Raw genomic sequence first — 23204 nt, 5'->3', positions numbered from 1 at the left:
CTTCTGAAGGAGCTACCACGAAATCCCTGGTATTCGGTTCAATGTCTTACGGGTCATACGGCGGGCGCCACTTTCGACCATCGCCACCCGGGCCGGTCGGGCGAGTGCATGGGCGCGGTCGCGTACGCCGTGTGCCCGTGTGATCACGTCTGTTTCCCGATTTGATTCGGAGGCTTCGGCTTTGCCTCGGGCGGCCGCGGAATCAGGGAAGAGTAGATAACCCTGATGGTGCAGGCGGCCGGTCAGCTTCGGAGTGAGGAACTGACCGATCTGCGCGAGCGTGCCGAGTGGGGTGTCGATACGGCGTGGCTTCTCGACGATGCCGCGCACCACGATCGCCGCCGCGGTGTGTGGACTAAGGACCCGCGCATTGTCATACGCCTCGGTGGGCGCGATCATCTTTGTCCGCGTGAGCGGCATGTGGATGTTGGTGAACGTGATGTGGTCGGAGAGCGTTTCCGTGGCGGTGACATCGCTGAACGCCTCCAGGGCAGCTTTCGACGCCACGTACGCGGCAAAGCGCGGTCCGCGCGCCTGCACACCGATACTCGACACATTCACGATGTGCCCGACGTTGCGCTCCTTCATATGAGGCAACAATGCCAGAGTCAGGTGCACCGCGCCGAAGTAATTGACAGCCATTGTTCGTTCGTAATCATGACTGCGGTCCACCGCGTCGATGGTCGCCCGCCGAATCGAGCGCCCGGCGTTGTTCACGAGGACGTCGACGTGGTCGTGTTCGGTGAGTATGGCCTTGATCGTGAGGTTCACCGCCTCGCTGTCTGTGATGTCACAGGGGTAGGCGTACGCCTCGCCGCGGTGTCCGTTTTGTTCAGTCTGTTCGGATCGCAGCTCATCGACTGCCGCCGCGAGTTCGTCGGCGCCACGCGCCAGCAGGAAGACCACGGCGCCCTTGCGTACGCATTGCCGAGCGGTCTCCTTGCCGATACCCGTCGAGCCCCCGGTGATCAGAATGTGCAAGCCGGCGAGCGGGCCTGCCGGATTGCGCCGGCGGTGTCGATTGGGGTCGAGGTGCTCATGCCAGTACCGCCAGAGGTTCGGTCCGTAGTCGGAGAGGTCGGGTAGGGCCACCCCGTAACCGGCCAGGACTCCGAAGGTCTTGTCGGCCTTGAAGGTCGTGGGGATCGAGAGGGTGTCGAGGATGGCGGGCGGGATGCCCTGCTGCCGGGCGATGAGATCGCGTCCGGTCCGGATCACCCCGTGCGAGCTGCGGTCGACGACCGGCGCAACGAATCGGTGGGGCACCAGGTCGCGGCCGTGCGGTCCGGCGAATGCAGGCGCGATCGCGTTGTACATCTCGGTGATCGTCTGGGGGTGCGGACTGACGAGATGGAACACCTCGCCGCCGGGATCCGGAGTGCCGGGCGGTGCCTCGGCCAGATCGTGACGCATGAGGGTCACCAGCGCTTCGGCGACGAAGTCGACGGGCACCATGTTGGTCAGACCCATGTCGGGCATGGGGATGGTCCATCGAGAGGGGAGGCGGCCGAGTTCGCGCAGATAGCCGAAGAAGTAGTACGGCCCGTCGACCTTGTCCATTTCGCCGGTGACAGAATCGCCCACCACGATCGCAGGCCGATAGACCCGCCAGCGTAGGTCTTCGGCATCGCGGACGAGTCTCTCGGATTCGAACTTGGTGCGGTGATAGGGAGATGGGAATCTCTGTCCCAGATCGAAATCGGCCTCTGTGAACTCTCCGGCATGGTCGCCTGCGACCGCGATCGACGACACGTGATGCAGCATCGCGCCGCGTTCGCGTGCGAATGCGATGACCCGGGCCGTGCCGTCGACATTGGCGGATTGCTGATCGGCGGCGCTGGCCGCCATGTCGTAGATCGCACCCAGGTGCAGGACGTGCTCGATGTTCGACAGGTCGTGTGCGGTGGTGTCGACGCCGAGATCTGCCGCGGTCAGGTCACCCTCGACGGCCGTGATGCGATCGCCGCCCAGCCAGTCGGCCCTCGCGGTGGTCAATCGCTCCACAGATCCCGGCCGGACCAACACGAACACCGTCGAGTCGACCCCGCTTGCCTCGTCGGCCTCGAGAGCGGCGAGTAGCAGGGGTAGAACCCGGCGCCCGATGAAGCCGGTGCCACCGGTGATGAAGTAGTCGGGCATTGATGCGCTCCTCCTTGAAAGGTGAAGCCCCGCCAGAGGCGCTGTCCCCACCCGCGAACCGACATTGATGTGTCGAGGGTAACAGGTAACTTGTCTATCGAATATGTGTTCGATATAGTGAGTTATGGGCTGGCACAATGGCCCTCCGACCTGGTCGGAGATGGAGCGCGTTCTTTCTGGGCGCCCGACTGCTGGTGGGCGCCCGGGTGAGACATTCGCCGGTGACGGTGGTGACAGTCCGGCCTGGTCGCGCAAGCGCGGGCCGTACGAGGCAGGTGCCCTGCACCGTGGTGTTTCTGACACTCGGTACGCCGAATTGCACGCCCACACCTCCTACAGTTTTCTCGATGGCGCCAGCAGTCCGGAAGAGATGGCCGAAGAGGCTTACCGGCTCGGGCTGGAAGCGCTGGCGATCACCGATCACAACGGTTTCTACGGGGTGGTGCGCTTCGCCGAGGCAGCCCTGGAATGGGAACTGCCAACAGTCTTCGGGTCCGAACTCTCGCTCGAACACGACTCGGCCCGCACGGGGGTGGCCGACCCGGAGGGTGCGCATCTGCTGGTGTTGGCCCGCGGTCAGGAGGGCTACCGGAGACTGTCCCGGCAGCTCGCGGACGGACACATGGCGGCGGGCGAGAAGGGGTTGCTCCGATTCGACATCGACACCCTGGCGCAGGCCGCGGCCGGGCACTGGCTGATCCTCAGCGGCTGTCGTAAAGGAAGTGTGCGACAAGCTTTGTCGACCGGCGGACCGTCGGCCGCGGAAGCGGCATTGCGTGACCTGATCGAGAAATTCGGTCGCGACAACGTGGTGATGGAGTTGACAGCGCAGGGCGCAGCCGATGACGACGAACGCAATGCCGCACTCGCGTGGGTGGCCCGGCGCAACCGCGTCGCCACGGTGGCCACCACCGGTGCCCACTTCTCGGCGCCACATCGCCGGCGGCTGGCGATGGCGATGGCCGCGGTCCGCGCCAGACGCAGCCTCGACGACATGGACGGCTGGCTCGGTCCGCTGGGCGGGGCACATCTGCGCAGTGGTGACGAGATGATGCGATTGCTCAGTGCACATCCCGACGCCATCGACAACGCCGCGATGCTGGCCCGGGACCTGGCGTTCGGGCTGCATCTGATCGCGCCCAAGTTGCCGCCGTTCGATGTGCCCGAGGGCTACACCGAGAGTTCGTGGCTACGTGAACTGACGGCCAGGGGAGCACTGGAGAGGTACGGCCCACCCCAGAGTCATCCCCAGGCGTATCAGCAGATCGAACATGAGTTGAACGTGATCGATTCACTGGGATTCCCCGGCTATTTCCTGGTGGTACACGACATCGTCTCGTTCTGCCGTACCCACGACATCCTCTGTCAGGGTCGGGGCAGTGCGGCGAACTCGGCAGTCTGCTACTCCCTCGGGGTCACCGCAATCGATCCGGTGGGGAACAGTCTGTTGTTCGAACGATTCCTGTCCCCGGCCAGGGACGGCCCGCCGGACATCGATGTCGACATCGAATCGGACCGCCGTGAAGAAGCGATCCAGTACGTGTATCAGCGGTACGGCAGGCAGAACGCCGCGCAGGTGGCCAACGTGATCACGTACCGCGGCAAGTCGTCGGTCCGCGACATGGCGCGTGCGCTCGGCTATTCGGTGGGACAGCAGGATGCCTGGAGCAAACAGGTGCAGCGGTACGACAAGGCTCAGCCGACAGACAGCGACATCCCCGATGATGTGCTCGATCTGGCCGGGCAGATCAACGGCATGCCGAGACACCTGGGCATCCACTCCGGCGGCATGGTGATCTGCGACCGGCCCATCGCCGATGTGTGCCCCACCGAATGGGCCCGGATGCCCAATCGCAGCGTGCTGCAGTGGGACAAAGACGATTGTGCAGCAATCGGATTGGTGAAGTTCGACCTGCTGGGTCTCGGCATGCTCTCGGCCATCCACTACGCCATCGACTTTCTCGCCGAACACCGCGGCATCCACGTCGACCTGGCGAAGATCGATCTCACCGAGCCGGCGGTCTACGACATGCTCTGCAAGGCAGACACCGTAGGGGTGTTCCAGGTGGAGTCGCGGGCGCAGATGGCAACCCTGCCCCGGCTCAAGCCGCGGAAGTTCTACGACCTCGTGGTCGAGGTGGCACTCATCCGGCCGGGCCCGATCCAGGGCGGCTCGGTGCACCCGTACATCCGGCGCCGCAACGGCCTGGAAGAGGCAACCTGTGAACACCCCTCGATGAAGCCGGCACTGGAGCGGACCCTGGGCGTGCCGCTCTTCCAGGAACAGCTGATGCAACTGGCCGTGGACGTCGCCGGATTCAGTTCCGCTGAAGCCGATCAGCTGCGACGGGCGATGGGGTCGAAGCGTTCCCCGGAGAAGATGGAGCGCTTGCGCGCCCGGTTCTATGAAGGAATGAAAGAGCTGCACGGCATCACCGGTGAGGTGGCCGACCGCGTCTTCGAGAAGATGGCCGCGTTTGCCAATTTCGGTTTCCCAGAGAGTCATTCGCAGAGTTTCGCCTCGCTCGTGTTCTATTCCTCCTGGCTCAAACTCCATCATCCCGCCGCATTCTGCGCCGCCCTGATCAAGGCGCAGCCCATGGGTTTCTACTCACCACAGTCACTGGTCGCCGACGCCCGAAGGCACGGCGTCAAGGTGCATGGGCCGGACGTCAACCTGTCGCAACCGCACGCGGACCTGGAGAATGCCGGCTTGGACGTCCGCCTCGGACTGGGCTCGGTGAAACACATAGGTATCGACCTGGCCGAGGCGATCGTCGCCGAACGCACATCAGGTGGGGCGTTCACCAATGCCGCCGACCTCTCCCGGCGGTGCGACGTCAACACCCGGCAGCTCGAGGCGCTTGCGACCGCGGGTGCACTCGAATGCTTCGGGACCAGTCGGCGCCAAGCTCTCTGGGATGCGGGTGCGGCAGCGCAGGAGAAATCTGATCGGCTCCCGCTGCACGAGATCAACACCTCGCCGGCGCTACCGGGGATGAGCGATGTCGAGATGGCGGCCTCGGACGTCTGGGCCACCGGGGTCAGCCCAGGGAACTACCCCACCGAATTCATCCGGCCCCAACTCGATGCGCTGGGTGTGATCGCGGCCGTCGATCTGCTGTCGGTACCCGACGGCTCGCGGGTGCTCGTCGGGGGAGCGGTCACCCACAGGCAGCGGCCCGCCACCGCGTCAGGGGTGACCTTCGTGAACCTCGAAGACGAGACCGGGATGATCAACGTGGTCTGCTCGGTGGGGTTGTGGGCCAAGTACCGCAAACTCGCCCAGACGGCCCCGGCCCTGCTGATCCGCGGCCGGGTGCAAAACGCTGAAGGAGCCGTGACCGTGGTGGCAGAACGCCTCCAACGCATGGACCTGAGGGTCGGGACGAGGTCAAGGGACTGGGCTTGAGTTTGTCTGCTCGCTCCGCTCGCTTGTCGGTGTGGCCATCAGGCGGTTGTTCTTCCCTTCTCCTCACCTCGCTGGCGCTCGTTCGTCGGCAGTCCAGAACAACCGCGGCCACACCTCCCAGGCCCTTGCATCGCTGGGCTCGCTCAGACCTTCGTGTGTGGTTCCGTCGAGCGTGCCGAAACTGCCGCCGACCGTGCCGAAAATACCGTTGAGCGTGCTGATATCGCCGTTGAGCGTGCCGTCGTTTGGACAAAATCAGGAGCGAGCCAGACAAGCACAGCTACGATGCATGTGTGCGCGGTGGGGAGGTGAGAGTGGGTTCTTCGAACCCGTCTCAGGGGCAACCCCTGGGTACATCTCGCAGTTGGTATCAGCGTCCGACGCCGCTCCGCACGCTCCGCGTGCCAGCCGGCGCCGCCGACACAAGCTCGTGGTCACCTCCCCGTCGCGCATCTGATTCGTGACGGGCCAACCTTCATGAACGACAGCTACTCCTTGGGTGGTCTGGGGCCACGTATGCGCCTGACCGCGGACTCGGTCGAGCACTTGCTGACGAGGCTCGAGGTCGATCCGCGCTGGACGGTCTCGGCGCTCGTCGAGATGCTGGTGGCTACGGTGGAACAGCCCGTGGTCACGGAGCTGCTCGGAATGCTGCTCGACCGATTCCCGGAACGACCCACCGATCTGGGCGATGTCCGGACGTTTCTCGCGCCGCTGATCGGCGAGCCGCGCAGCCGGGAGTTCGACGATCCGGCGGACCCCGTCATGCGGTTCGACCTGCCCCGGTTACCGGACTATTCGGACGTGGCGCGCTGGCTCAACCTGACTGTCGGCGAACTGGAGTGGTTCGCCGATCGGGGTCACTGGCTGCGGACGAAGGACGGTCCGCTACAGCACTACAGGTACTGGCAAGTGCCGAAACGTGACGGCGTCCGGATGATCGAGGCGCCCAAACCTCACCTGAGGGAAATCCAACGACGCGTACTGCGCACAATCCTCGACCACATCCCGCCGCACCGGGCCGCCCAGGGGTTCGTTCCCGGTACCTCGACCGCAAGCTTCGCCTGGCCGCACACCGATCGTCCGGTGGTGGTCCGGTTGGACCTGCGGGACTGCTTTTCTTCGATCGGAACAGCCAGGGTGAAGGCAATTTTCGCGGCGGTGGGCTACGAGAGGACCGCGCGAGTCCTGGCAGAACTGTGCACGACAACCACGCCCATCGCCCATCTTCGGGACATCGACCACCGGCAGGCGGCACTGCTGAGGCAGCGGCACCTACCGCAGGGCGCACCGACTTCTCCGGCGTTGGCGAATCTCGTGATGCGTGCCATGGATCGTCGGATCTGGGGATACGCCCAGCGAAACAGATTGCATTACAGCCGGTATGGTGATGACCTGGCGATCTCCGGCGACCACATGAATCCGGAAGCAGTGCTGTGGGTGGTGCTGCGCATCGTTGCCGACGAGGGTTTCACCGTCCATCCGGACAAGACGAAGACCATGCGTGCGCACCAACGCCAGCAATTGGCCGGGCTGGTGGTCAACGATCAACCGCGAGTCGCCCGACGTGACTACGACAACCTTCGAGCACTGCTGCACAACGCGATTCGCACCGGTGCGCAGGCGCAGAACAGGTCGGCGCACCCGAATTTCCGCGCGCACGTGCACGGCAAGATCGCCTGGATCGGGGCAAGCAGCCCGCGGCGACGAAACACCTTGCTGGCGTTGGCGGAGCAGGTGGACTGGGATCGCTAGAGATGAACACCCCCCGACCGCCCTATACCTCCGAGCGGAAGGCGCCTAACATCGGTAAATGAGCCTGAGCAATTATTCGAGCAATCTCGACCGTCAAACTCCCGGTGCCGCGGACCCCAGCGACACCAAGCAGAATCTCGACGCCCGACTCGAGCATGTTCTCGGACTCGAGGACGGCTGGCAGGGGGAAGACTCACTGGCCCCGACCGCAGCCGCGAAGGAATTCTTCGAGAGATACTTCGACGGACTGCAGAGTTCGTACTGGGCGGAATCAACGCCTACCGCGACCCCTGAGGGTGGCCTGCACATGGAATGGAGTCGCGACAACAGCGCCTATTCCGCGGATATCCTCGCCGGCGGTCAACTACTCCTGAACGTGGTCGCCCCGACAGCCACCGATAACGCCGAACTGCGTATTGAGGAACCGACCACCGCAATGCTGCGCAAGTTCATCATGCGGGGACTGCCGATCGACTGACCTGTCGACCGGCTAGACCGCGCCAGGAAAGCCGTGCTGCCGCCAGGCCTCGTACATCACAATGCTGGCTGCGTTCGCCAGATTGAGTGATCGCCGTCCCGGCAGCATGGGAATACGGACCCGTTCGGTCACATGAGGGTCCGCCAACACAGTGTCGGACAGCCCGGTCGGTTCGGGACCGAACAGCAGCACGTCGCCCGGTTGGTAGCTGATGTCTGTGTAGAACGTGTCCGCGTGCGCGGTGAACGCGTATACCCGTTGCGGGGCAAGTGCTTTCCAGGCGGCGAACAGGTCGGGGTGGACGGTCACCGATGCCATGTCGTGGTAGTCGAGCCCGGCTCGCTTGACCTTTGGTTCGGACAGGTCGAAGCCGAGCGGTTCCACCAGGTGTAATTCACACCCGGTATTGGCGGCGAGCCGGATCGCATTTCCCGTGTTCGGTGGGATGCGAGGTTCATGGAACAGCAGTCGAAACACCCCCTGAGCTTGCCGCATCGGTCGCATCGTCGACAAACCGGTGTCAGCCCGTCGGTTTACACGACCCGTGTAGACATGTGCACATGAGTGTTGACGTTTCTCGGGACGAACGGTTCGATTTCGCTGACTTCTCGGGCGAGGACTGGTCCGATCGTGAGTATGTCGGTTGCAGTTTCATCGAATCCGATCTCAGTGAATTGCGAACGCGAGCAGTAACATTCACTGACTGCGATTTCAGCGGAGCCAACCTCTCCCGTTCGGTTCACAGCGCGAGCGCCTTTCGAAACTGCCATTTCGAACGCACGCACCTGAACAAGGTCGAGATGACCGACTGCAGCCTGCTGGGGACCGTCATCACGAACTCCCGGGTCAGGCCGCTGACACTGATCGACTGTGACCTGTCGTTGACGTCGATCGGAGGGGTCGATCTGTCAGGTGCGGTGCTGCGAGGTTGCCGACTCCGAGAGGCCAACCTGTCGGATTCGACACTGATCGGCGCGGATCTGTCCGGGGCCGACCTCACCGGAGTGCGCGCCATCGACGCAAAACTCGACAAGGCCGACCTGCGCGGCGCGCGGGTGGACCCGGTGCTCTGGCTGCAGGCATCCGTCGTCGATGCCCTCGTGGACGCCGGCCAGGCCCTGGAGTTCGCCGCGGCTCACGGCCTGCGGATCGGAGGGCAGGGGTGACCACTCGATCGAGACGACGCAAGCCGACGATCGCACCGGTCAAGTGGACGCCGACCCCGGTGGACACAGCCGGTTGGCCTACGCCGCTGACCCCGGAGATCACCGTGGTCGACGTCGGGTCGTCCTCACCCGAGGACGTCGTCGCCGACAACCGCGGCCGGATCTGGACAGGGACGGTCGACGGGAACATCATCGCCATCGACGCCGGCACCGGGCGGTGGGATGTGGTCGCGAACACCGGCGGTCAACCACTGGGCCTCGAGGTGATCGGCGAGACCCTGCTGATCTGCGACAGCAGACGCGGGCTCCTCTCGATGGACATGAGCAGTGGCGAGATACGAGTCGTCCTCGACCACGTCGACGGTGAACCGTTGACGTTCTGCTCCAACGTGATCGTCACCCGTCACTCGGGTGGATCGACACCGCGACCTCTGGAACTGCACCTGACGCAGTCGACGACCCGGTTCTCCCTGGACGACTACAAGGCCGACATCATCGAGCACGGCGGTTCGGGACGACTGATCCGGGTGGATCTCGGCGACGAGTCGGGACCGCCGCGGGCGACAGTGCTGCTGACCGGACTGCAGTTCGCGAATGGTCTGGTCACCCACGACGGCCGGGTGATCATCGCCGAGACGGGAGACTGCAGTCTGCGCTCCTGGGAGCCGACGACGGGCACGAGTGAGGTGCTACGTGATGGTCTGCCGGGTTATCCCGACAACTGTTCACTGTCTCCGGACGGTGAGCACCTGTGGCTGGCGATGGCGGGCCTGCGCAGCCGCCCACTGGAAGTCCTGGCCGGTTGTCCGCGGGCTCGACGACTCGTATGGAAAATCCCGGAGCGACTGCTGCCCGAGCCGGTGGCGCCGTTGTGGGTGCTCAAGATCCACCTGCCGAGCGGGCGGGTGGTTGCCGACCATCGGGTCGATCTCCCGGGATTCGGTCAGAGCACCGGAGTGAGCGAACGAGACGGGAGAGTGTGGGTCGGCGGCATCGGATCGCCGCGCGTTGCGTGGTTCGATCTCGAGTAGTTGGCGGGCCAGCGGCAGGCAATGCGCACAACCTGAAACAATGGCGTCGTGAGCGCAGCTGTACTTGACGGAAAAGCCACCCGCGATGAGGTCTTCGTCGACCTCAAGGAGCGGGTCGAGAAGCTACGGGAATCCGGCATCACGCCCGGTCTCGGCACGATTTTGGTCGGGGACGACCCGGGATCGCAGGCCTATGTGCGCGGTAAGCACAACGACTGCGCCAAGGTCGGGATCGCGTCCATTCGCAAAGATCTTCCAGCCGACATCACGACCGAGCAGCTCAACGCGGCGATCGATGAGCTGAACGCGGATCCGGGGTGCACCGGCTACATCGTGCAGCTGCCGTTGCCCAAACATCTCGACGAGAATGCGGCTCTCGAGCGCATCGACCCCGAGAAGGACGCCGACGGCCTGCACCCGATCAATCTCGGCCGACTGGTCCTCGACGGTGCGGGGACATCGCAGAGCGCGTTGCCGTGCACGCCGCGCGGCATCCTGCATCTGCTGCGCAGATACGACGTGCCGGTCAAGGGTGCACACGTCGTGGTCGTGGGCCGCGGGGTCACCGTCGGCCGTCCGATCGGGCTGTTGCTGACCCGCCGCACCGAGAACGCCACCGTGACCCTGTGCCATACCGGCACCCGCGACCTCGCGGCCGAGGTCTCCCGGGCAGACATCGTGATCGCGGCAGCAGGTGTCCCCGGACTCATCACGGCGACCATGGTCAAACCCGGAGCCGCAGTGATCGATGTCGGCGTCAGTCGAACGGCGGACGGGCTCGTCGGCGACGTCGCGCAGGACGTCTGGGATGTGGCCGGGCATGTCTCACCTAATCCGGGAGGAGTGGGCCCGCTCACACGGGCCTTCTTGTTGGCGAACGTCGTCGAACGCGCTGAGGCCGCGTTGGCTCGCGCCTGATCGCGATGTCCAGTACCTCGGCAACCGAGCCGACCACCCCGGGCAGTGGCCGCGCTCGCGCGCGCCGGCTGCACCGTGTTCGCCAATTGCGCTGGGTACTGGTCCAGATTCCGTTCTTGGCAGTGATGGCGGTCGTCATCGTGGCGGCTGTTTTCCTGATCGTCGATCGCTGGCGGCGTGGCGCGTTCGTCTTCGGATCAGCGGCGCTTCTCGCCGCCCTTCTGCGCGCCCTCATACCGACTTCTCGGGTCGGTCTGCTCGAGGTCCGAGGTCGCTTCGCGGACGTGGTCGCGATGACTCTCGCCGGCGTGGCCATCCTCTGGCTCGCGACCTCCATCGACCCTTTGGGCACAGACTGATTACAATGGTTCGTAGTACTGCATCTTGAACTTGCAGTCAGTAAAGATGAACACTTTCATCCTTACGGGCGATGCAGTTCTCAAGAGGCAGTGTTGGGGTGGTGAGAGCGGCCCCGCCGGGGGATGGCAGCAATTGCAGAACCCGGACGACCGAGACCATCATCGAGCCGGAAGAGAGTCATGACCACCTCATTGGGTTTGTCCGCAGGCAGTGGAATGATCCACTGTGTCCTGCTGACCACCGATGAGGCCGGTCGTACTCACACGGTCAACCGTGTCATCGACGTCGACCCCACAGACGGGTTGACCCGCGCCGGCCGCGTCAACTCCGGCATCGACCTCATGCTGGGTACGGCACGCGACAACAACACGAGCGTGGCCACGATCGGGGTGGCGTACCGAACGGACGAGCAGGCCCGCGAGATCGCGTCGCGCGGCACCGGTGCAAAACGCCAGATCCATTTGGTGGCCGAGACCGAGGCGATCGCGCACCACCTGATCTCCGCAGGCGAGATCAATCGGTTCACATCAGTGGTGGTGGTGGACCTCGGCGACACCGGGATGAGTTTGTACACGATCGATCCCGCAACCAGGCGCATCGGCGATCACCGGCGCAGCACTGCTGTCTCGGGCGACAGCCTCGACGCGCTGCTCGCCGCTGAACTCACCACTTCGGGAAAGGTTCGCGGCCGTCGAAAGTCGAGTGTCCTGAGCGCTTGCCGGACGGCGAAAGAGGAACTGTCCGTCAGGGACTCGACATCGATGATGATGGGGAATCCCGCATTCCCCGTGCCGGTCACGAGAACTGTGCTCGAGCGACTCGCTCGTCCCATGGCCTCCGCGGCCGCCGACGAGGTCGCCGCGTACGTGGAAGCCGAGCGCGCGACCCGACCAGAGGCCGTGGTTCTCGTCGGTGGACTGGCCAATATCCCATTGCTGCGCGACCTCATCACCGAGCGCAGCGGACTCGAACCGATCTTGCCCCACTCGCCGGAGTCGGTCGCAGCACGCGGAGCCGCAACTCTGGCTGCCACCGGCATCACAGGGTCCACGCTGGCCTTCATCGGCGGACGCCGCAATCGCGACTGGTTGTCGGCAGCACCGCTGGCGGTGTTCGGTGCGTTGCTCGCCGGAGCGTTGATGACGGTGTACGCCGTTGGCTCCTCACTGGCGGGCAATCCGTCGACTCCCTCAGCACCACCGTCGTCGGTCACGGCCGAGGCCGAGGCGACGACCACATCGACCCCGCCACCTGAGGCCGGTGAATCGCGTGTCATCCCCACGGTCACGTCGCCGCAGCAGCAGATCTCGATCACCGCCGCGCCCCCTCCGGCGACAGTCGGCAACACTGGCGGCGCGGGCACCGGTACCGGCACCGGGGGTGGCAATCAAGATCCGGGTTGGGCGACAACGGAGTTACCCGCGCCAAGTGGTCCGACCGAGCAGCCGTCGACGTCAACGTTGAGTACGTCGTTGTGGCCCTTCCCGATCCCGTCGATCACGTGGCCGCCGCTGGGACAGCTTCCGCCCACAGCGCCGGGTTCGACGACGATTGTGCCGCCGGTGACATCGCCACCGCCCCCGACGGCGCCGCCGGCCGAGGGTACTTCTGCATCGCCTGCGCCACAACAACAGTCGGTGCCCACGACGCAGCCTGCCGGCTGAACGGAGCGCCCTGCGCGATACCAGGTGCCTAGCGGCGCGCGAGGTCCACGGTTTTCTTCAAAAGCTCTGAGATGGCGTCGTATTCGGTCAGGAAACCGTCGTGGCCATTGTCCGAATGCACCACGTGCAACCCGTCGACGCATCCGGGCATGAGTTCGGCCAGCTCGACCTGCTGACGCAACGGGTAGAGCCGGTCCGAATCGATGCCACCGATGACGACAGGAACCTGGCAGTTGCGCAGCGCTGCTTCGACACCACCGCGACCGCGGCCGACGTCGTGGTGGTTGAGGACCTCGGACAGCACCACATAGCTACCGGGGTCGAACCGATGCACCAACTTGTCGGCTTGGTGCTCGAGATAACTCTGCACCGCGTAGCGGCCGCCATGGAGCGGATCTTCGTCGCCCTGGGGTGAATTCGCGAAGCGCTCATCGAGTTCCAGCTCGTGCCGGTAGTACATGTGGGCGATGCGGCGAGCGATACCGAGGCCGGCGGTCGGGGCACGGCCGGAGCCGTGATAATCACCGTTCTGCCAATTCGCGTCCGAGGTGATGGCCGCGATCTGGGTTGTCTGCGTGCCGATCTGGTCGGCAGACGCCCGAGCTCCGACCGCGAGGATCAGTGCGCTGCGGACTCGTTCGGGGTAGCCGATCACCCACTCCAGTGAACGTGCACCGCCCATCGATCCGCCGAGGACCGACGCGACAGAGTTGATCTGCAAGGCGTCCATCAACGCGACCTCGGCGCGCACCTGGTCGAGCACGGTGATGTGCGGGAATCGTGAACCCCACACACGCCCATCGGAATCGAGCGATGCCGGCCCCGTCGAGCCACGGCAACCGCCGAGGACATTTGCCGAGATCACACACCACTCGTCGGTGTCGACGGGACCGCCGGGCCCGATCAGCCCATCCCACCAACCGGGGGAGGGCTGATCGGGTCCGGCGGGTCCGGTGACGTGGGAGTCACCGGTGAGAGCGTGCAGGGCGAGGACGACGTTGTCGCGCGCCGGCGACAGAGTGCCCCAGCGTTGGAACGCCAGGGTCACGTTGTCGATGCGCTGACCGTTGTCCAGCTCGAGAGGACCGACCGACACACTGGTCAGCTGCCCATCCGGTAGGGATTCCCAGTCCGGATGAGTGCGCGGTGGCGTGTGCGGGTCGATACTCACCTCACTTGGCCGCGGCGAAGCCGGTGTCGAGGTCGGCCAGGATGTCGGCGATGTTCTCGATGCCGACCGCCAGGCGCACAAGGCCGGGGGAGACGCCTGCTGCGATCTGCTCCTCCGGGATCAGCTGCGAGTGGGTGGTCGACGCGGGATGGATCACCAGCGAGCGCACGTCACCGATGTTGGCGACGTGGCTGTGCAGGGTCAGCGCGTCCACGAACTTCTTGCCCGCGTCCACACCGCCGGCGATCTCGAAGCCGATGATCGCGCCCTGTCCACGCGGCGCCAGTTCCTGGCCGCGCTTGTACCAGCGAGAGGATTCGAGGCCCGCGTATGCGACGGACTCGACCTGCGCGTGCTTGGACAGGTACTCGGCGACCGCCTGTGCGTTCGACACATGACGCTCGATGCGAAGGCTCAGGGTTTCGATGCCCTGCGCGATGAGGAACGCGTTGAACGGCGAGATGGCGGCACCGGTGTCGCGCAGCCACTGCACCCGAGCCTTGAGCGCGAACGCCGGCGCACCGAGGTCGGCGAAGATCGCACCGTGGTAGCTCGGGTCCGGTGTGGTGAAGCCGGGGAACAGGTCCTGGCCGTCGCGCTGCCCGCGCCAATCGAACGTGCCACCGTCGACGATGACGCCGCCGACCGATGTGCCGTGGCCGCCGAGGTACTTGGTGGCGGAGTGGACGACGATGTCCGCACCGTGGGCGAGCGGGTTGATCAGGTACGGCGTCGCGACGGTGTTGTCGACGATGAGGGGAAGCCCCGCGTCGTGCGCGACGCCCGAGATCCCGACGAGATCGAGGATCTCGTTGTTCGGGTTCGAGATGATCTCACCGAACAGCGCGCGGGTGTTGGGCTGGATGGCTGCGCGCCAGCTGTCGAGGTCTTCGGGATCCTCGACGAAACTGACCTGGATGCCGAGCTTCGGCAGCGTGTAGTGGAAAAGGTTGTAGGTGCCGCCATAGAGGCGCGGGCTGGAGACGACGTGCCCACCGTTCTCGACGACGTTGAGGATCGCGTAGGTCTCGGCGGCCTGACCCGAAGCCACGAGCAGCGCGGCGACGCCACCTTCGAGAGCGGCGATGCGCTGCTCGACCGCGTCCTGGGTGGGGTTCATGATGCGGGTGTAGATGTTGCCCGGTTCGGCGAGTCCGAAGAGATTCGCAGCATGCTCGGTGTCGCGGAACGTGTAGGAGGTCGTCTGATAGATGGGTAGGGCCCGCGCAGAGGTCTGCGAGTCGGGGGCCTGGCCGACATGAACCTGCTTGGTCTCGAAGCTCCAGTTGTCAGCCGGATTGACGTCGTTGTCAGACATGCAAGAGTTCTCTTTCTCGGTCGGTGAAACATCCAATTGAAATTGGGTCCGACCTGCGGACCCGCGCTTGCTGCGGCGAACCGCAACCAGGTCATCACCCGGAGCACCCCACCGCGGTTGGAGGGTTGCCGGTCAGCGAGCCGGGGCTTGTTGCTGACACTCATGACCTTTCGCAGTAGAGGATATAACACGCGGGGAAGTCACTGAGAACCCTCTCGCGCAGCCCAATTTCTCCGTTTCGGGGTCACGTGTCACAAACCAGGTGCCTCAGGCAAACCCAGCTGTTGCAGCACGTGGGTTTGCCTGGGATCTGTGGGTCTGTGTGGACGGACGTCGTCTGCGCGCAGCAGCACGAGAACCGGCGCGCTCGGCGCCCGGGGACGGGTATGCTGATTTAGCAGTACGCCCGTCTTATTTTATGGGTGGTGCGGCCGGTTCGCTCGCGCCGTGTCAGGTTGGATGCGTCGGACGTGCGCGCGACCCACGGGGTCGCTCCGAGACAAGCCCCGCCGGCGGGGCAGCACATCGCAGGAGGACGCGTAGCCATATGGGCAAGATCAAGGTCGAAGGAACAGTTGTAGAGCTCGATGGCGACGAGATGACACGGATCATCTGGCAGTTCATCAAAGAGAAGCTGATCCACCCCTATCTGGACATCGACCTCGACTACTACGACCTCGGAATCGAGGAGCGCGACCGCACCGACGATCAGGTGACCATCGATTCCGCGAACGCCATCCTCGAGCACGGCGTCGGGGTGAAGTGCGCCACGATCACGCCTGACGAAGCGCGCGTCGAGGAGTTCGGCCTCAAGAAGATGTGGCGTTCTCCCAACGGCACGATCCGGAACATCCTGGGTGGCACCATCTTTCGTGCTCCGATCATCATCTCGAACGTGCCGCGACTGGTCCCTGGGTGGACGAAACCGGTCATCGTCGGGCGCCATGCCTTCGGTGATCAGTACCGCGCAACGGATTTCAAGGTCCCCTCGGGCGGCAAGGTCACCATCACCTACACGCCGGACGACGGCTCGGAGCCGATCGAGCACGAGATCGTCCAGATGCCCGCCGAGGGCGGCGTCGTGATGGGAATGTACAACTTCAACAAGTCCATCGAAGACTTTGCGCGGGCATCGCTGAACTACGGTCTGCAGCGCAATTACCCGGTCTACCTGTCGACGAAGAACACCATCCTCAAGGCCTACGACGGCGCCTTCAAGGACATCTTCCAACACGTCTTCGACACTGAGTTCAAGGCCGAGTTCGATGCTGCCGGACTCCATTACGAGCACCGCCTCATCGACGACATGGTCGCCTCCAGCCTCAAATGGGAGGGTGGATACGTCTGGGCGTGCAAGAACTACGACGGTGACGTCCAGTCGGACACCGTCGCGCAGGGGTATGGATCGCTCGGCCTGATGACCTCGGTCCTGTTGACCCCTGACGGCAGGGTGTGCGAGGCCGAGGCCGCCCATGGAACGGTGACGCGGCATTACCGCCAGCACCAGCAGGGCAAACCGACATCGACCAACCCGATCGCATCGATCTTCGCGTGGACCCGTGGCCTCGATCATCGCGGCAAGCTCGACAGCACCCCGCAGGTTCGGGAGTTCGCGCAGAAGCTCGAGGACGTGGTCATCGACACCGTGGAGGGCGGCAAGATGACCAAGGACCTCGCGCAACTCGTCGGCGGCGATCAGGCCTACCTCACCACCGAGGAGTTCCTCGGTGCCCTCGACGAGAATCTCGAAGCGGCCATCAAGGCGAGCTGACACTCGAGTCGGCGACGACTCACCACCATCCGCCCCCGGCCGCCGGGGGTCGATGTTCTGTGTGGCAGTTCACGTGCGATTGCGGAATGCTGCGACGCCTGCAACGGTTTGCACCTTAGTTACCTCGGCGGCAACGGAGCCGTCTCCCCTGACATCCCGAGAGGATCGATGCATGTCTGCAGTCAGTGCCACCACCCCAACTCCAACAGGGGGTATGCGTGGCAGCAGACGGACCGTCGTTCTCGCGCTGGCGCTCGGCGCCTTCGGTATCGGCACGACCGAGTTCGTCGCGATGGGCCTGCTGCCCTCGATCGCCGAGTCGCTGGGAACCAGCGAGCCGACGGCCGGCCATGTGATCTCCGCCTACGCGCTCGGCGTGGTCGTCGGTGCCCCGCTGATCGCGGCCTTGACCGCCCGGATGTCGCGGCGGACCCTACTGATCGCGTTGATGATCGCGTTCACGGTCGGCAACGCCGCCACGGTCTTCGCGCAGTCCTACGGGATGCTGATGTTCGCCCGCTTCATCGCGGGTCTGCCGCACGGCGCCTACTTCGGGGTGGCGTCCCTCGTCGCCGCCCACCTCGCAGGCCCGGCGTCGCGAGCAAAGGCGGTCGGGCAGGTCATGCTCGGTCTGAGCGTCGCCAACGTCGTGGGGGTACCGGCGGCGACCTGGCTGGGCAGCACCCTCGGCTGGCGCGCGGCCTTCGTGGTCGTCGCGGCGATCGGACTGCTCACCATCGCGGCGCTCTGCTGGTACCTGCCCTCGCTCACCGACATGAAGATCACGAATCCGATGACCGAACTGGGCGCGCTCGTGCGTCCGCAGGTCTGGTTCACACTCTTCATCGGAATCGTCGGCTTCGGCGGAATGTTTGCCTTCTACACCTACATCAACACCACCTTGACGTCTGTTTCCGGCGTCGCAGAGTCACTGATCCCGTTCGCACTCATGTTGTTCGGGCTGGGCATGGTGGCCGGCAACCTCGTCGGTGGTGCTCTCGCGGATCGCGGCGTGGTGCGCGCCATCGCCATCGGGCTCGTCGCGATCATGGCCATGCTGCTGCTGTTCACGCTGGTCGCAAGCAACCCCTGGGCTGCCTTGGCCCTGACCTTCCTGATCGGACTGAGCGGCACCGCACTGACGCCTGCGTTGCAGATCCGCTTGATGGACGTCGCTGACGACGCCCAGACGCTGGCGGCAGCACTCAACCACTCTGCGCTCAACATCGCCAACGCCGGCGGAGCGTGGCTCGGCGGTCTGGTGATCGCGGCAGGCTACGGCTACCGGGCGCCGTCTGTGCTGGGCGCGGGTCTTGCGGTCGCCGGGCTGACGGTTCTCGGACTCGCGATGCTCTACGCGCGGCGCACCAGGCGACTGGCCGCCCCCGCCCCCGAACCGCTGGTGCCGGTAGACGCGCGGTGACGTCGCCGGCGGGTGGTTCTCGAACCCGGCGGCCGAGGTGAAGCAGACAGGTCGACCATGTCCCGCCCGGCCTCGTGTCGGTGCCCGCCCGTAGGCTCGGCGGACGTGACGACAATCGTGACCACGATAAACGCAAACGGCATCCGCGCGGCAGTGAAAGAGCGATCGGAACGCAATCTCGGACTGCTGCCCTGGTTGCGCGACACCGACACCGATTACGTTCTGCTGCAAGAGACTCGGGCCACCGAAGAGCAGACGTTCGAAGCGCTGGCGCCGGCGTTGGCGGACGGGTGGCATCTGTGCATGAGCGAAGCCGCCATCAAGGGGCATTCCGGGGTCGCAATTTTGTCCCGAACCGAACCGGACAAGATTCGGCGGGGCTTCGGCAGCGACGAGTTCGACTCCACCGGTCGCTATCTCGAGGCCGACTTCGGTGACTTGACGGTCGCGAGCCTCTATCTCCCGAAGGGTGCCGGTGATGGGCCGAAGAGGGACGAGAAGTTCCGGTTCCTCGACGAGTTCGCCGCACATCTCGGCAAGGCCGCACGTAAGCGCCGCGACGTTGTCGTCGGCGGCGACTGGAACATCGCGCCCACCGAACTGGACCTGAAGAACGCCAAAGGGAACGTGAAGAACCCGGGCTTCCTGCCGGAAGAGCGTGCCTGGGTGGCCGGGCTCCTCGAGCGCGGCTGGAACGACGTCGCGCGGGAGCTCGCCGGGGACGTCGCCGGACCGTATTCCTGGTGGAGCTGGCGCGGCAAGGCTTTCGACAACGACGCGGGCTGGCGGATCGACTATCAGCTGGCGAATAAGCGACTGGCCGCCAAGGCGACGAAGTCCTACGTGCACCGCGCCGACGCGTACGACCTGCGGTGGTCCGACCATGCGCCGGTCACGGTGGAGTACTCGTAAAACCGGTCGCGGCCGAATGAGAGAATTCACCGGTGAGTGACGTGACAACCGAGACCAGCCCACCGCAGCGGCGCAAACGCGTCTTGTCGGGCATCCAGCCGACCAGTGATTCGTTCCACCTTGGAAATTATCTCGGTGCCGTGCAGCAGTGGGTGACGTTGCAGGACGACTTCGACGAAGCGTTCTACTTCATCCCCGACATGCACGCCATCACGACGGCGCATGATCCGAAGGCCCTACGAGATCGGTCCAGGCGCAGCGTTGCCCAGCTCCTCGCGCTCGGTGTCGACCCCGCGCGCGCGACCATTTACCTGCAGTCGCACGTCCCGCAGATCGCGCAGCTCACCTGGGTGCTCTCGTGTCTCACCGGTTTCGGCGAGGCGAGCAGGATGACCCAGTTCAAGGACAAGTCGGCCAAGTCCGGCGTCGACCACGCGAGCGTCGGACTCTTCACCTACCCGATCCTGATGGCGGCCGACATCCTCACCTTTCAGGTCGACTCGGTGCCGGTGGGCGAAGACCAGCGCCAGCATCTGGAGCTGACCCGGAACCTTGCGCAGCGCTTCAACTCCCGGTTCGGGAAGACCTTCGTGGTGCCGGAGGTGTTCATCGTGAAGGAGACCGCGAAGATCTACGACCTGCAGAACCCGTCCGCCAAGATGAGCAAGTCCGCAGAGTCGGACTCTGGACTGATCAATCTCCTCGACGATCCCAAGCGGTCGGCGAAGAAACTGCGCTCCGCCGTGACCGACAACGGCCGCGAGATCGTGTTCGACCGTGCGGAAAAACCCGGCGTCAGCAACCTGCTGACCATCCAGTCGGCGTTGACGGGTACCTCCGTGACCGACCTGGTCGCCGGGTACGAAGGGCAAGGTTACGGCCAGCTCAAGGTCGACACCGCAGATGCGCTGACCGCGTTCGTCACCCCGCTGCGCGAGCGATTCGACGAGTTGCTCAGCGACACCACCGAAATCGATCGCGTGCTCGCCGCGGGTGCCGAGCGGGCGCGAGAGGTTGCTTCCCGAACGTTACAGATGGTTTATGACAAAGTTGGGTTCGTAGCACCCAGCTGACATGGACTGACCAACCGAACGGGGAAACCGATGTCACCAGCGCGAAGTGGGGGTCGCGACTCCACGAACGCCGAAGCCAAGGCACCGGAGCAGAAGAACACGTCGGCGACGCAGGACAAGGCCGGTAAACCTTCCTTCCTCGACAAGCAGCGCGCGGCTCGTCCCTGGTTGGACCACCTCGTCGAGGCAGGTCAGCGATATCAGGGCAGCAAGGGTGACTACTTCGCGGCCGGGACAACGTATTTCAGCATCTTCGCCCTGTTCCCGCTACTGATGATCGGGTTCGCCGCGGCGGGCTTCGTCTTCGTCAACAACCCGGATCTCCTCGACCGCGCGAAGGAGCAGATCGCAGAGTCGGTGGACGGCAGCATGGGGGACCAGCTGACCGATCTGATGAATCAGGCGATCGACTCCCGCACCACGATCGGTGTCATCGGTTTGGTGGTGGCGCTGTACGCCGGACTGGGCTGGATGGCGAACCTCCGCATGGCGCTGACCGTGCAGTGGGGTGATGAGCCCGAGACCGACGGCGTGGTGAAGACCAAGTTGGCCGATCTCGCGGCGCTGCTCGGGCTGTTCGCGGCCATGGTGGTGACATTCGCGCTGTCGGCCCTCTCCAGCAGCGGCCTGACGGCGAAAATCCTCGAATGGTTGCAGCTCGACGAGCTACCGGGCGTGTTCATCGCGATCAGGGCTGTGTCCGTTGTCCTTTCGATCTTCGCCTCGTGGCTGCTCTTCACCTGGGTGATCGCGAAGTTGCCGCGAGTCGCGTTACCGCTGCGCAACGCAGCGAAGGCGGGTCTGCTGACGGCCGTGGTGTTCGAGATCTTCAAGTTCGTCGCGAGTTTCTACCTGCAGTCGGTGATCACCGGCCCCGCGGGTGCCACATTCGGCCCCATCCTGGGCATCATGGTGTTCGCATTCATCACCACTCGTATCATCTTGTTCGCGACAGCGTGGGCCGCGACGGATCCGATAAACCGTAAGTACGAACCGGCCTCGGTTCCCGATCCGGTGGTCATCTATCCGCGTGTGCAGGTACGCGAGGGTCTCGGTCCGCGCGGTGTCGCGGCAGCCATCGGTACGGGTGTGGTTGCTGCCGTGGGTATCTCGGCAGCAACCCGACGCAGACGCTAGTCGCGTCCGAGCTGGGGTGCGAGCGGCCTCAGTGGCGTTTGTCCATACGCAGGCCTGCGTAGACGAGACCGACGACGACGAGTGCACCGAGCAGCCCGATGAAGAGTCGAACGGTCCAGTCGGTGCCGGCCTCGGATTCGGGGGCGGCGACCCGGTTGCCGTCTCGGGGCTCGGCGCCCGCGGATTCGGTCGTCTGACCCGGCTCCTCGATCAGGGTGCCGATGTTCTGCGCTGCGGGCTGGGCGAATCCGTAGTCGAGCATGGCCTCGGCCTGGCGCCAGTAAGAACCGGGCCCGTCGTTGAGTCCATACATCTGCACGATGAGGATCTGGCGGCCGTCACGTTCTGCGGCGCCGACGAATGTCTTGCGGGCATCGTCCGTATACCCGGTCTTCCCGGCGATCATGCCCGGATAGCTGTACAGCAACTGGTTCATGTTGTAGAGGTCGATACCGGGGTCGCCGGATGGGGTGGTCTCCGCGGTGGTCTCGGCCGACGACTCATTCCCGTCGGCGTCGGTGGTGTCCGTGGGCATGCCGGGATATCCGGGGAACCGGAGTTCGTCGTGTCTCGAGATCTCCACGAACTCGGGGAACTGCAGGGCCGCGCGGAAGATCAGCGCCTCATCGTATGGTGAGCTGCTCATGCCGGGCCCGTCGAGACCGGACGCGGAGGCGGCGCGCGTGTCGGTCGCTCCGAGTTCTGCCGCTTTCTCGTTCATCTTCTCGACGGCTGCGTCCTGACCGCCGAGTTCGCGGGCAAGTGCGTGCGCACAGTCGTTGCCCGACACCAGCATGAGCCCGGCGAGCAGATCGCGGACGGTGTAGATGCCTCCGGGACCGACCCCGGCGGCGTCGCCCTCGACCTCGTCGTCGTCCTGGGTACCGGTGATCGTCGCGTCCAGATCCAGTTCGTCGAGGACCACCAGGGCGAGCAACACCTTGATGGTGCTGGCCGGGCGGTAGCGACCATGCGGATCCTTGGCTGCGAGGACCTTGTCGGCGGTCAGATCGGCGATCAGCCAACCTGCGGCGGTCAGGCCTTCGGGCGCCGGGGCGGCCCCAGGGGCGAGAACGACCCCGCAACCTCCGAGTAGGTCACCGCCTACCGGGGGATCGGGTACCGGCAACGGTGTCGGAGACGGCATGCCGACTGGTACGACCTCCGACTCGTCGACGGGCGGGACCGGGGTGGTCTGGTACGGGCAGCCGTCGGTGATCGTCTCAGGCGCCGGTGCGCCGATCGGGGGCGTCAGCGTGACGGGCGCGGCGCCGGCCACGGCAGGTCCACTGATCGATAGCAGGAGTATCAGCGAGCCCACCAGGACCGAAGCACGCTGTAGCGGTCGAATCATCGCCTGCGACAGTACCGGTCACGGTGCACTTCGGGGGTCGTCAAACGGCGGAATTCGACCGTTCGGTGCAGGCATTCGCTCAGGTGAGCGACCGATGACCCGGCTGAAGGGGCATACGATGG

General features: G+C 64.9%; 18 protein-coding genes and 1 riboswitch. Of the genes, 13 read left to right on the top strand and 5 right to left on the bottom strand.

Annotated elements, in window-relative coordinates; all coding sequences use genetic code 11:
- Positions 1-12: 12 nt before the first annotated feature.
- Positions 13-2139: an SDR family oxidoreductase gene (locus tag J3S28_RS20815; protein ID WP_207842663.1), complete on the bottom strand. Its 2127-nt coding sequence runs from the start codon at positions 2137-2139 to the stop codon at positions 13-15.
- 124 nt (positions 2140-2263) lie between these two features.
- On the opposite strand from J3S28_RS20815, the gene J3S28_RS20810 reads away from it, so the two are divergent.
- The 3 genes from J3S28_RS20810 (at position 2264) to J3S28_RS20800 (ending at position 7784) form a co-directional block, all read left to right on the top strand.
- Complete coding sequence (locus tag J3S28_RS20810; protein ID WP_207842662.1) at positions 2264-5551, top strand: error-prone DNA polymerase; 3288 nt, start codon at positions 2264-2266, stop codon at positions 5549-5551.
- A gap of 477 nt (positions 5552-6028) precedes the next feature.
- Positions 6029-7306, top strand: a complete 1278-nt coding sequence (locus tag J3S28_RS20805; RefSeq protein ID WP_237341857.1) for a reverse transcriptase family protein — start codon at positions 6029-6031, stop codon at positions 7304-7306.
- A 58-nt stretch (positions 7307-7364) separates the two neighbouring features.
- A complete protein-coding gene (locus tag J3S28_RS20800; RefSeq protein ID WP_207842661.1) occupies positions 7365-7784 on the top strand; it encodes a hypothetical protein in 420 nt (139 codons plus the stop codon).
- 12 nt (positions 7785-7796) lie between these two features.
- Here J3S28_RS20800 and J3S28_RS20795 read toward each other — a convergent pair whose 3' ends face one another.
- Positions 7797-8261, bottom strand: coding sequence for a tRNA (cytidine(34)-2'-O)-methyltransferase (locus tag J3S28_RS20795; protein WP_207842742.1), 465 nt, complete (start codon positions 8259-8261; stop codon positions 7797-7799).
- 83 nt (positions 8262-8344) lie between these two features.
- On the opposite strand from J3S28_RS20795, the gene J3S28_RS20790 reads away from it, so the two are divergent.
- The 5 genes from J3S28_RS20790 (at position 8345) to J3S28_RS20770 (ending at position 12923) form a co-directional block, all read left to right on the top strand.
- Positions 8345-8950 (top strand): pentapeptide repeat-containing protein, encoded by a 606-nt coding sequence (locus J3S28_RS20790; protein WP_207842660.1) that lies wholly within the window; start codon positions 8345-8347, stop codon positions 8948-8950.
- On the top strand, positions 8947-9981 hold the full coding sequence (locus tag J3S28_RS20785; protein WP_207842659.1) for an SMP-30/gluconolactonase/LRE family protein: 1035 nt from the start codon (positions 8947-8949) through the stop codon (positions 9979-9981). The genes J3S28_RS20790 and J3S28_RS20785 overlap by 4 nt, the downstream gene beginning before the upstream one ends.
- Before the next feature lie 48 nt (positions 9982-10029).
- Entirely contained in the window at positions 10030-10899 is an 870-nt protein-coding gene (locus tag J3S28_RS20780; RefSeq protein WP_207842658.1) for a bifunctional methylenetetrahydrofolate dehydrogenase/methenyltetrahydrofolate cyclohydrolase, read from the top strand.
- 5 nt (positions 10900-10904) lie between these two features.
- Positions 10905-11258 (top strand): DUF3017 domain-containing protein, encoded by a 354-nt coding sequence (locus J3S28_RS20775; protein ID WP_207842657.1) that lies wholly within the window; start codon positions 10905-10907, stop codon positions 11256-11258.
- A gap of 180 nt (positions 11259-11438) precedes the next feature.
- On the top strand, positions 11439-12923 hold the full coding sequence (locus tag J3S28_RS20770) for an Hsp70 family protein (RefSeq protein ID WP_207842656.1): 1485 nt from the start codon (positions 11439-11441) through the stop codon (positions 12921-12923).
- Positions 12924-12951: 28 nt separating this feature from the next.
- Here the strand turns inward: J3S28_RS20770 and metX are convergent, their stop codons facing one another.
- Both metX and J3S28_RS20760 read right to left on the bottom strand, forming a co-directional pair.
- Positions 12952-14094, bottom strand: a complete 1143-nt coding sequence (gene metX / locus J3S28_RS20765) for a homoserine O-acetyltransferase MetX (protein ID WP_207842655.1) — start codon at positions 14092-14094, stop codon at positions 12952-12954.
- Position 14095: 1 nt separating this feature from the next.
- A complete protein-coding gene (locus tag J3S28_RS20760; RefSeq protein WP_207842654.1) occupies positions 14096-15412 on the bottom strand; it encodes a bifunctional o-acetylhomoserine/o-acetylserine sulfhydrylase in 1317 nt (438 codons plus the stop codon).
- Positions 15413-15470: 58 nt separating this feature from the next.
- A riboswitch (SAM riboswitch) is annotated at positions 15471-15580 on the bottom strand.
- A 379-nt stretch (positions 15581-15959) separates the two neighbouring features.
- On the opposite strand from J3S28_RS20760, the gene J3S28_RS20755 reads away from it, so the two are divergent.
- The 5 genes from J3S28_RS20755 (at position 15960) to yhjD (ending at position 21728) form a co-directional block, all read left to right on the top strand.
- Entirely contained in the window at positions 15960-17183 is a 1224-nt protein-coding gene (locus tag J3S28_RS20755) for an NADP-dependent isocitrate dehydrogenase (RefSeq protein ID WP_207842653.1), read from the top strand.
- A gap of 214 nt (positions 17184-17397) precedes the next feature.
- Positions 17398-18606 (top strand): MFS transporter, encoded by a 1209-nt coding sequence (locus tag J3S28_RS20750; RefSeq protein WP_237341881.1) that lies wholly within the window; start codon positions 17398-17400, stop codon positions 18604-18606.
- A gap of 105 nt (positions 18607-18711) precedes the next feature.
- Positions 18712-19518, top strand: a complete 807-nt coding sequence (locus J3S28_RS20745) for an exodeoxyribonuclease III (RefSeq protein ID WP_207842651.1) — start codon at positions 18712-18714, stop codon at positions 19516-19518.
- 32 nt (positions 19519-19550) lie between these two features.
- Positions 19551-20591 (top strand): tryptophan--tRNA ligase, encoded by a 1041-nt coding sequence (gene trpS / locus J3S28_RS20740; protein WP_207842650.1) that lies wholly within the window; start codon positions 19551-19553, stop codon positions 20589-20591.
- Positions 20592-20621: 30 nt separating this feature from the next.
- The gene (yhjD, locus tag J3S28_RS20735) at positions 20622-21728 is read left to right on the top strand and encodes an inner membrane protein YhjD (RefSeq protein ID WP_207842649.1); all 1107 of its coding nucleotides are present in this window, start codon (positions 20622-20624) and stop codon (positions 21726-21728) included.
- Between the two features lie 28 nt (positions 21729-21756).
- On the opposite strand, the gene J3S28_RS20730 is transcribed toward yhjD, so the two are convergent.
- Positions 21757-23082: a D-alanyl-D-alanine carboxypeptidase family protein gene (locus J3S28_RS20730; protein ID WP_207842648.1), complete on the bottom strand. Its 1326-nt coding sequence runs from the start codon at positions 23080-23082 to the stop codon at positions 21757-21759.
- Between the last annotated feature and the right edge of the window lie 122 nt (positions 23083-23204).

This window comes from Williamsia soli (assembly GCF_017377795.1).
Classification (GTDB): Bacteria; Actinomycetota; Actinomycetes; order Mycobacteriales; family Mycobacteriaceae; genus Williamsia; species Williamsia soli.
This window is presented reverse-complemented; position numbering and strand designations above follow the sequence as displayed.

What these genes read in the sequence shown, in the direction of transcription:
- J3S28_RS20815 (WP_207842663.1), bottom strand. Translation starts at nt 2,139, where the DNA reads ATGCCCGACTACTTCATCACCGGTGGCACCGGCTTCATCGGGCGCCGG.
- J3S28_RS20810 (WP_207842662.1), top strand. Translation starts at nt 2,264, where the DNA reads ATGGGCTGGCACAATGGCCCTCCGACCTGGTCGGAGATGGAGCGCGTT.
- J3S28_RS20805 (WP_237341857.1), top strand. Translation starts at nt 6,029, where the DNA reads ATGAACGACAGCTACTCCTTGGGTGGTCTGGGGCCACGTATGCGCCTG.
- J3S28_RS20800 (WP_207842661.1), top strand. Translation starts at nt 7,365, where the DNA reads ATGAGCCTGAGCAATTATTCGAGCAATCTCGACCGTCAAACTCCCGGT.
- J3S28_RS20790 (WP_207842660.1), top strand. Translation starts at nt 8,345, where the DNA reads ATGAGTGTTGACGTTTCTCGGGACGAACGGTTCGATTTCGCTGACTTC.
- J3S28_RS20775 (WP_207842657.1), top strand. Translation starts at nt 10,905, where the DNA reads ATGTCCAGTACCTCGGCAACCGAGCCGACCACCCCGGGCAGTGGCCGC.
- J3S28_RS20770 (WP_207842656.1), top strand. Translation starts at nt 11,439, where the DNA reads ATGACCACCTCATTGGGTTTGTCCGCAGGCAGTGGAATGATCCACTGT.
- J3S28_RS20760 (WP_207842654.1), bottom strand. Translation starts at nt 15,412, where the DNA reads ATGTCTGACAACGACGTCAATCCGGCTGACAACTGGAGCTTCGAGACC.
- J3S28_RS20755 (WP_207842653.1), top strand. Translation starts at nt 15,960, where the DNA reads ATGGGCAAGATCAAGGTCGAAGGAACAGTTGTAGAGCTCGATGGCGAC.
- J3S28_RS20750 (WP_237341881.1), top strand. Translation starts at nt 17,398, where the DNA reads ATGCGTGGCAGCAGACGGACCGTCGTTCTCGCGCTGGCGCTCGGCGCC.
- yhjD (WP_207842649.1), top strand. Translation starts at nt 20,622, where the DNA reads ATGTCACCAGCGCGAAGTGGGGGTCGCGACTCCACGAACGCCGAAGCC.
- J3S28_RS20730 (WP_207842648.1), bottom strand. Translation starts at nt 23,082, where the DNA reads ATGATTCGACCGCTACAGCGTGCTTCGGTCCTGGTGGGCTCGCTGATA.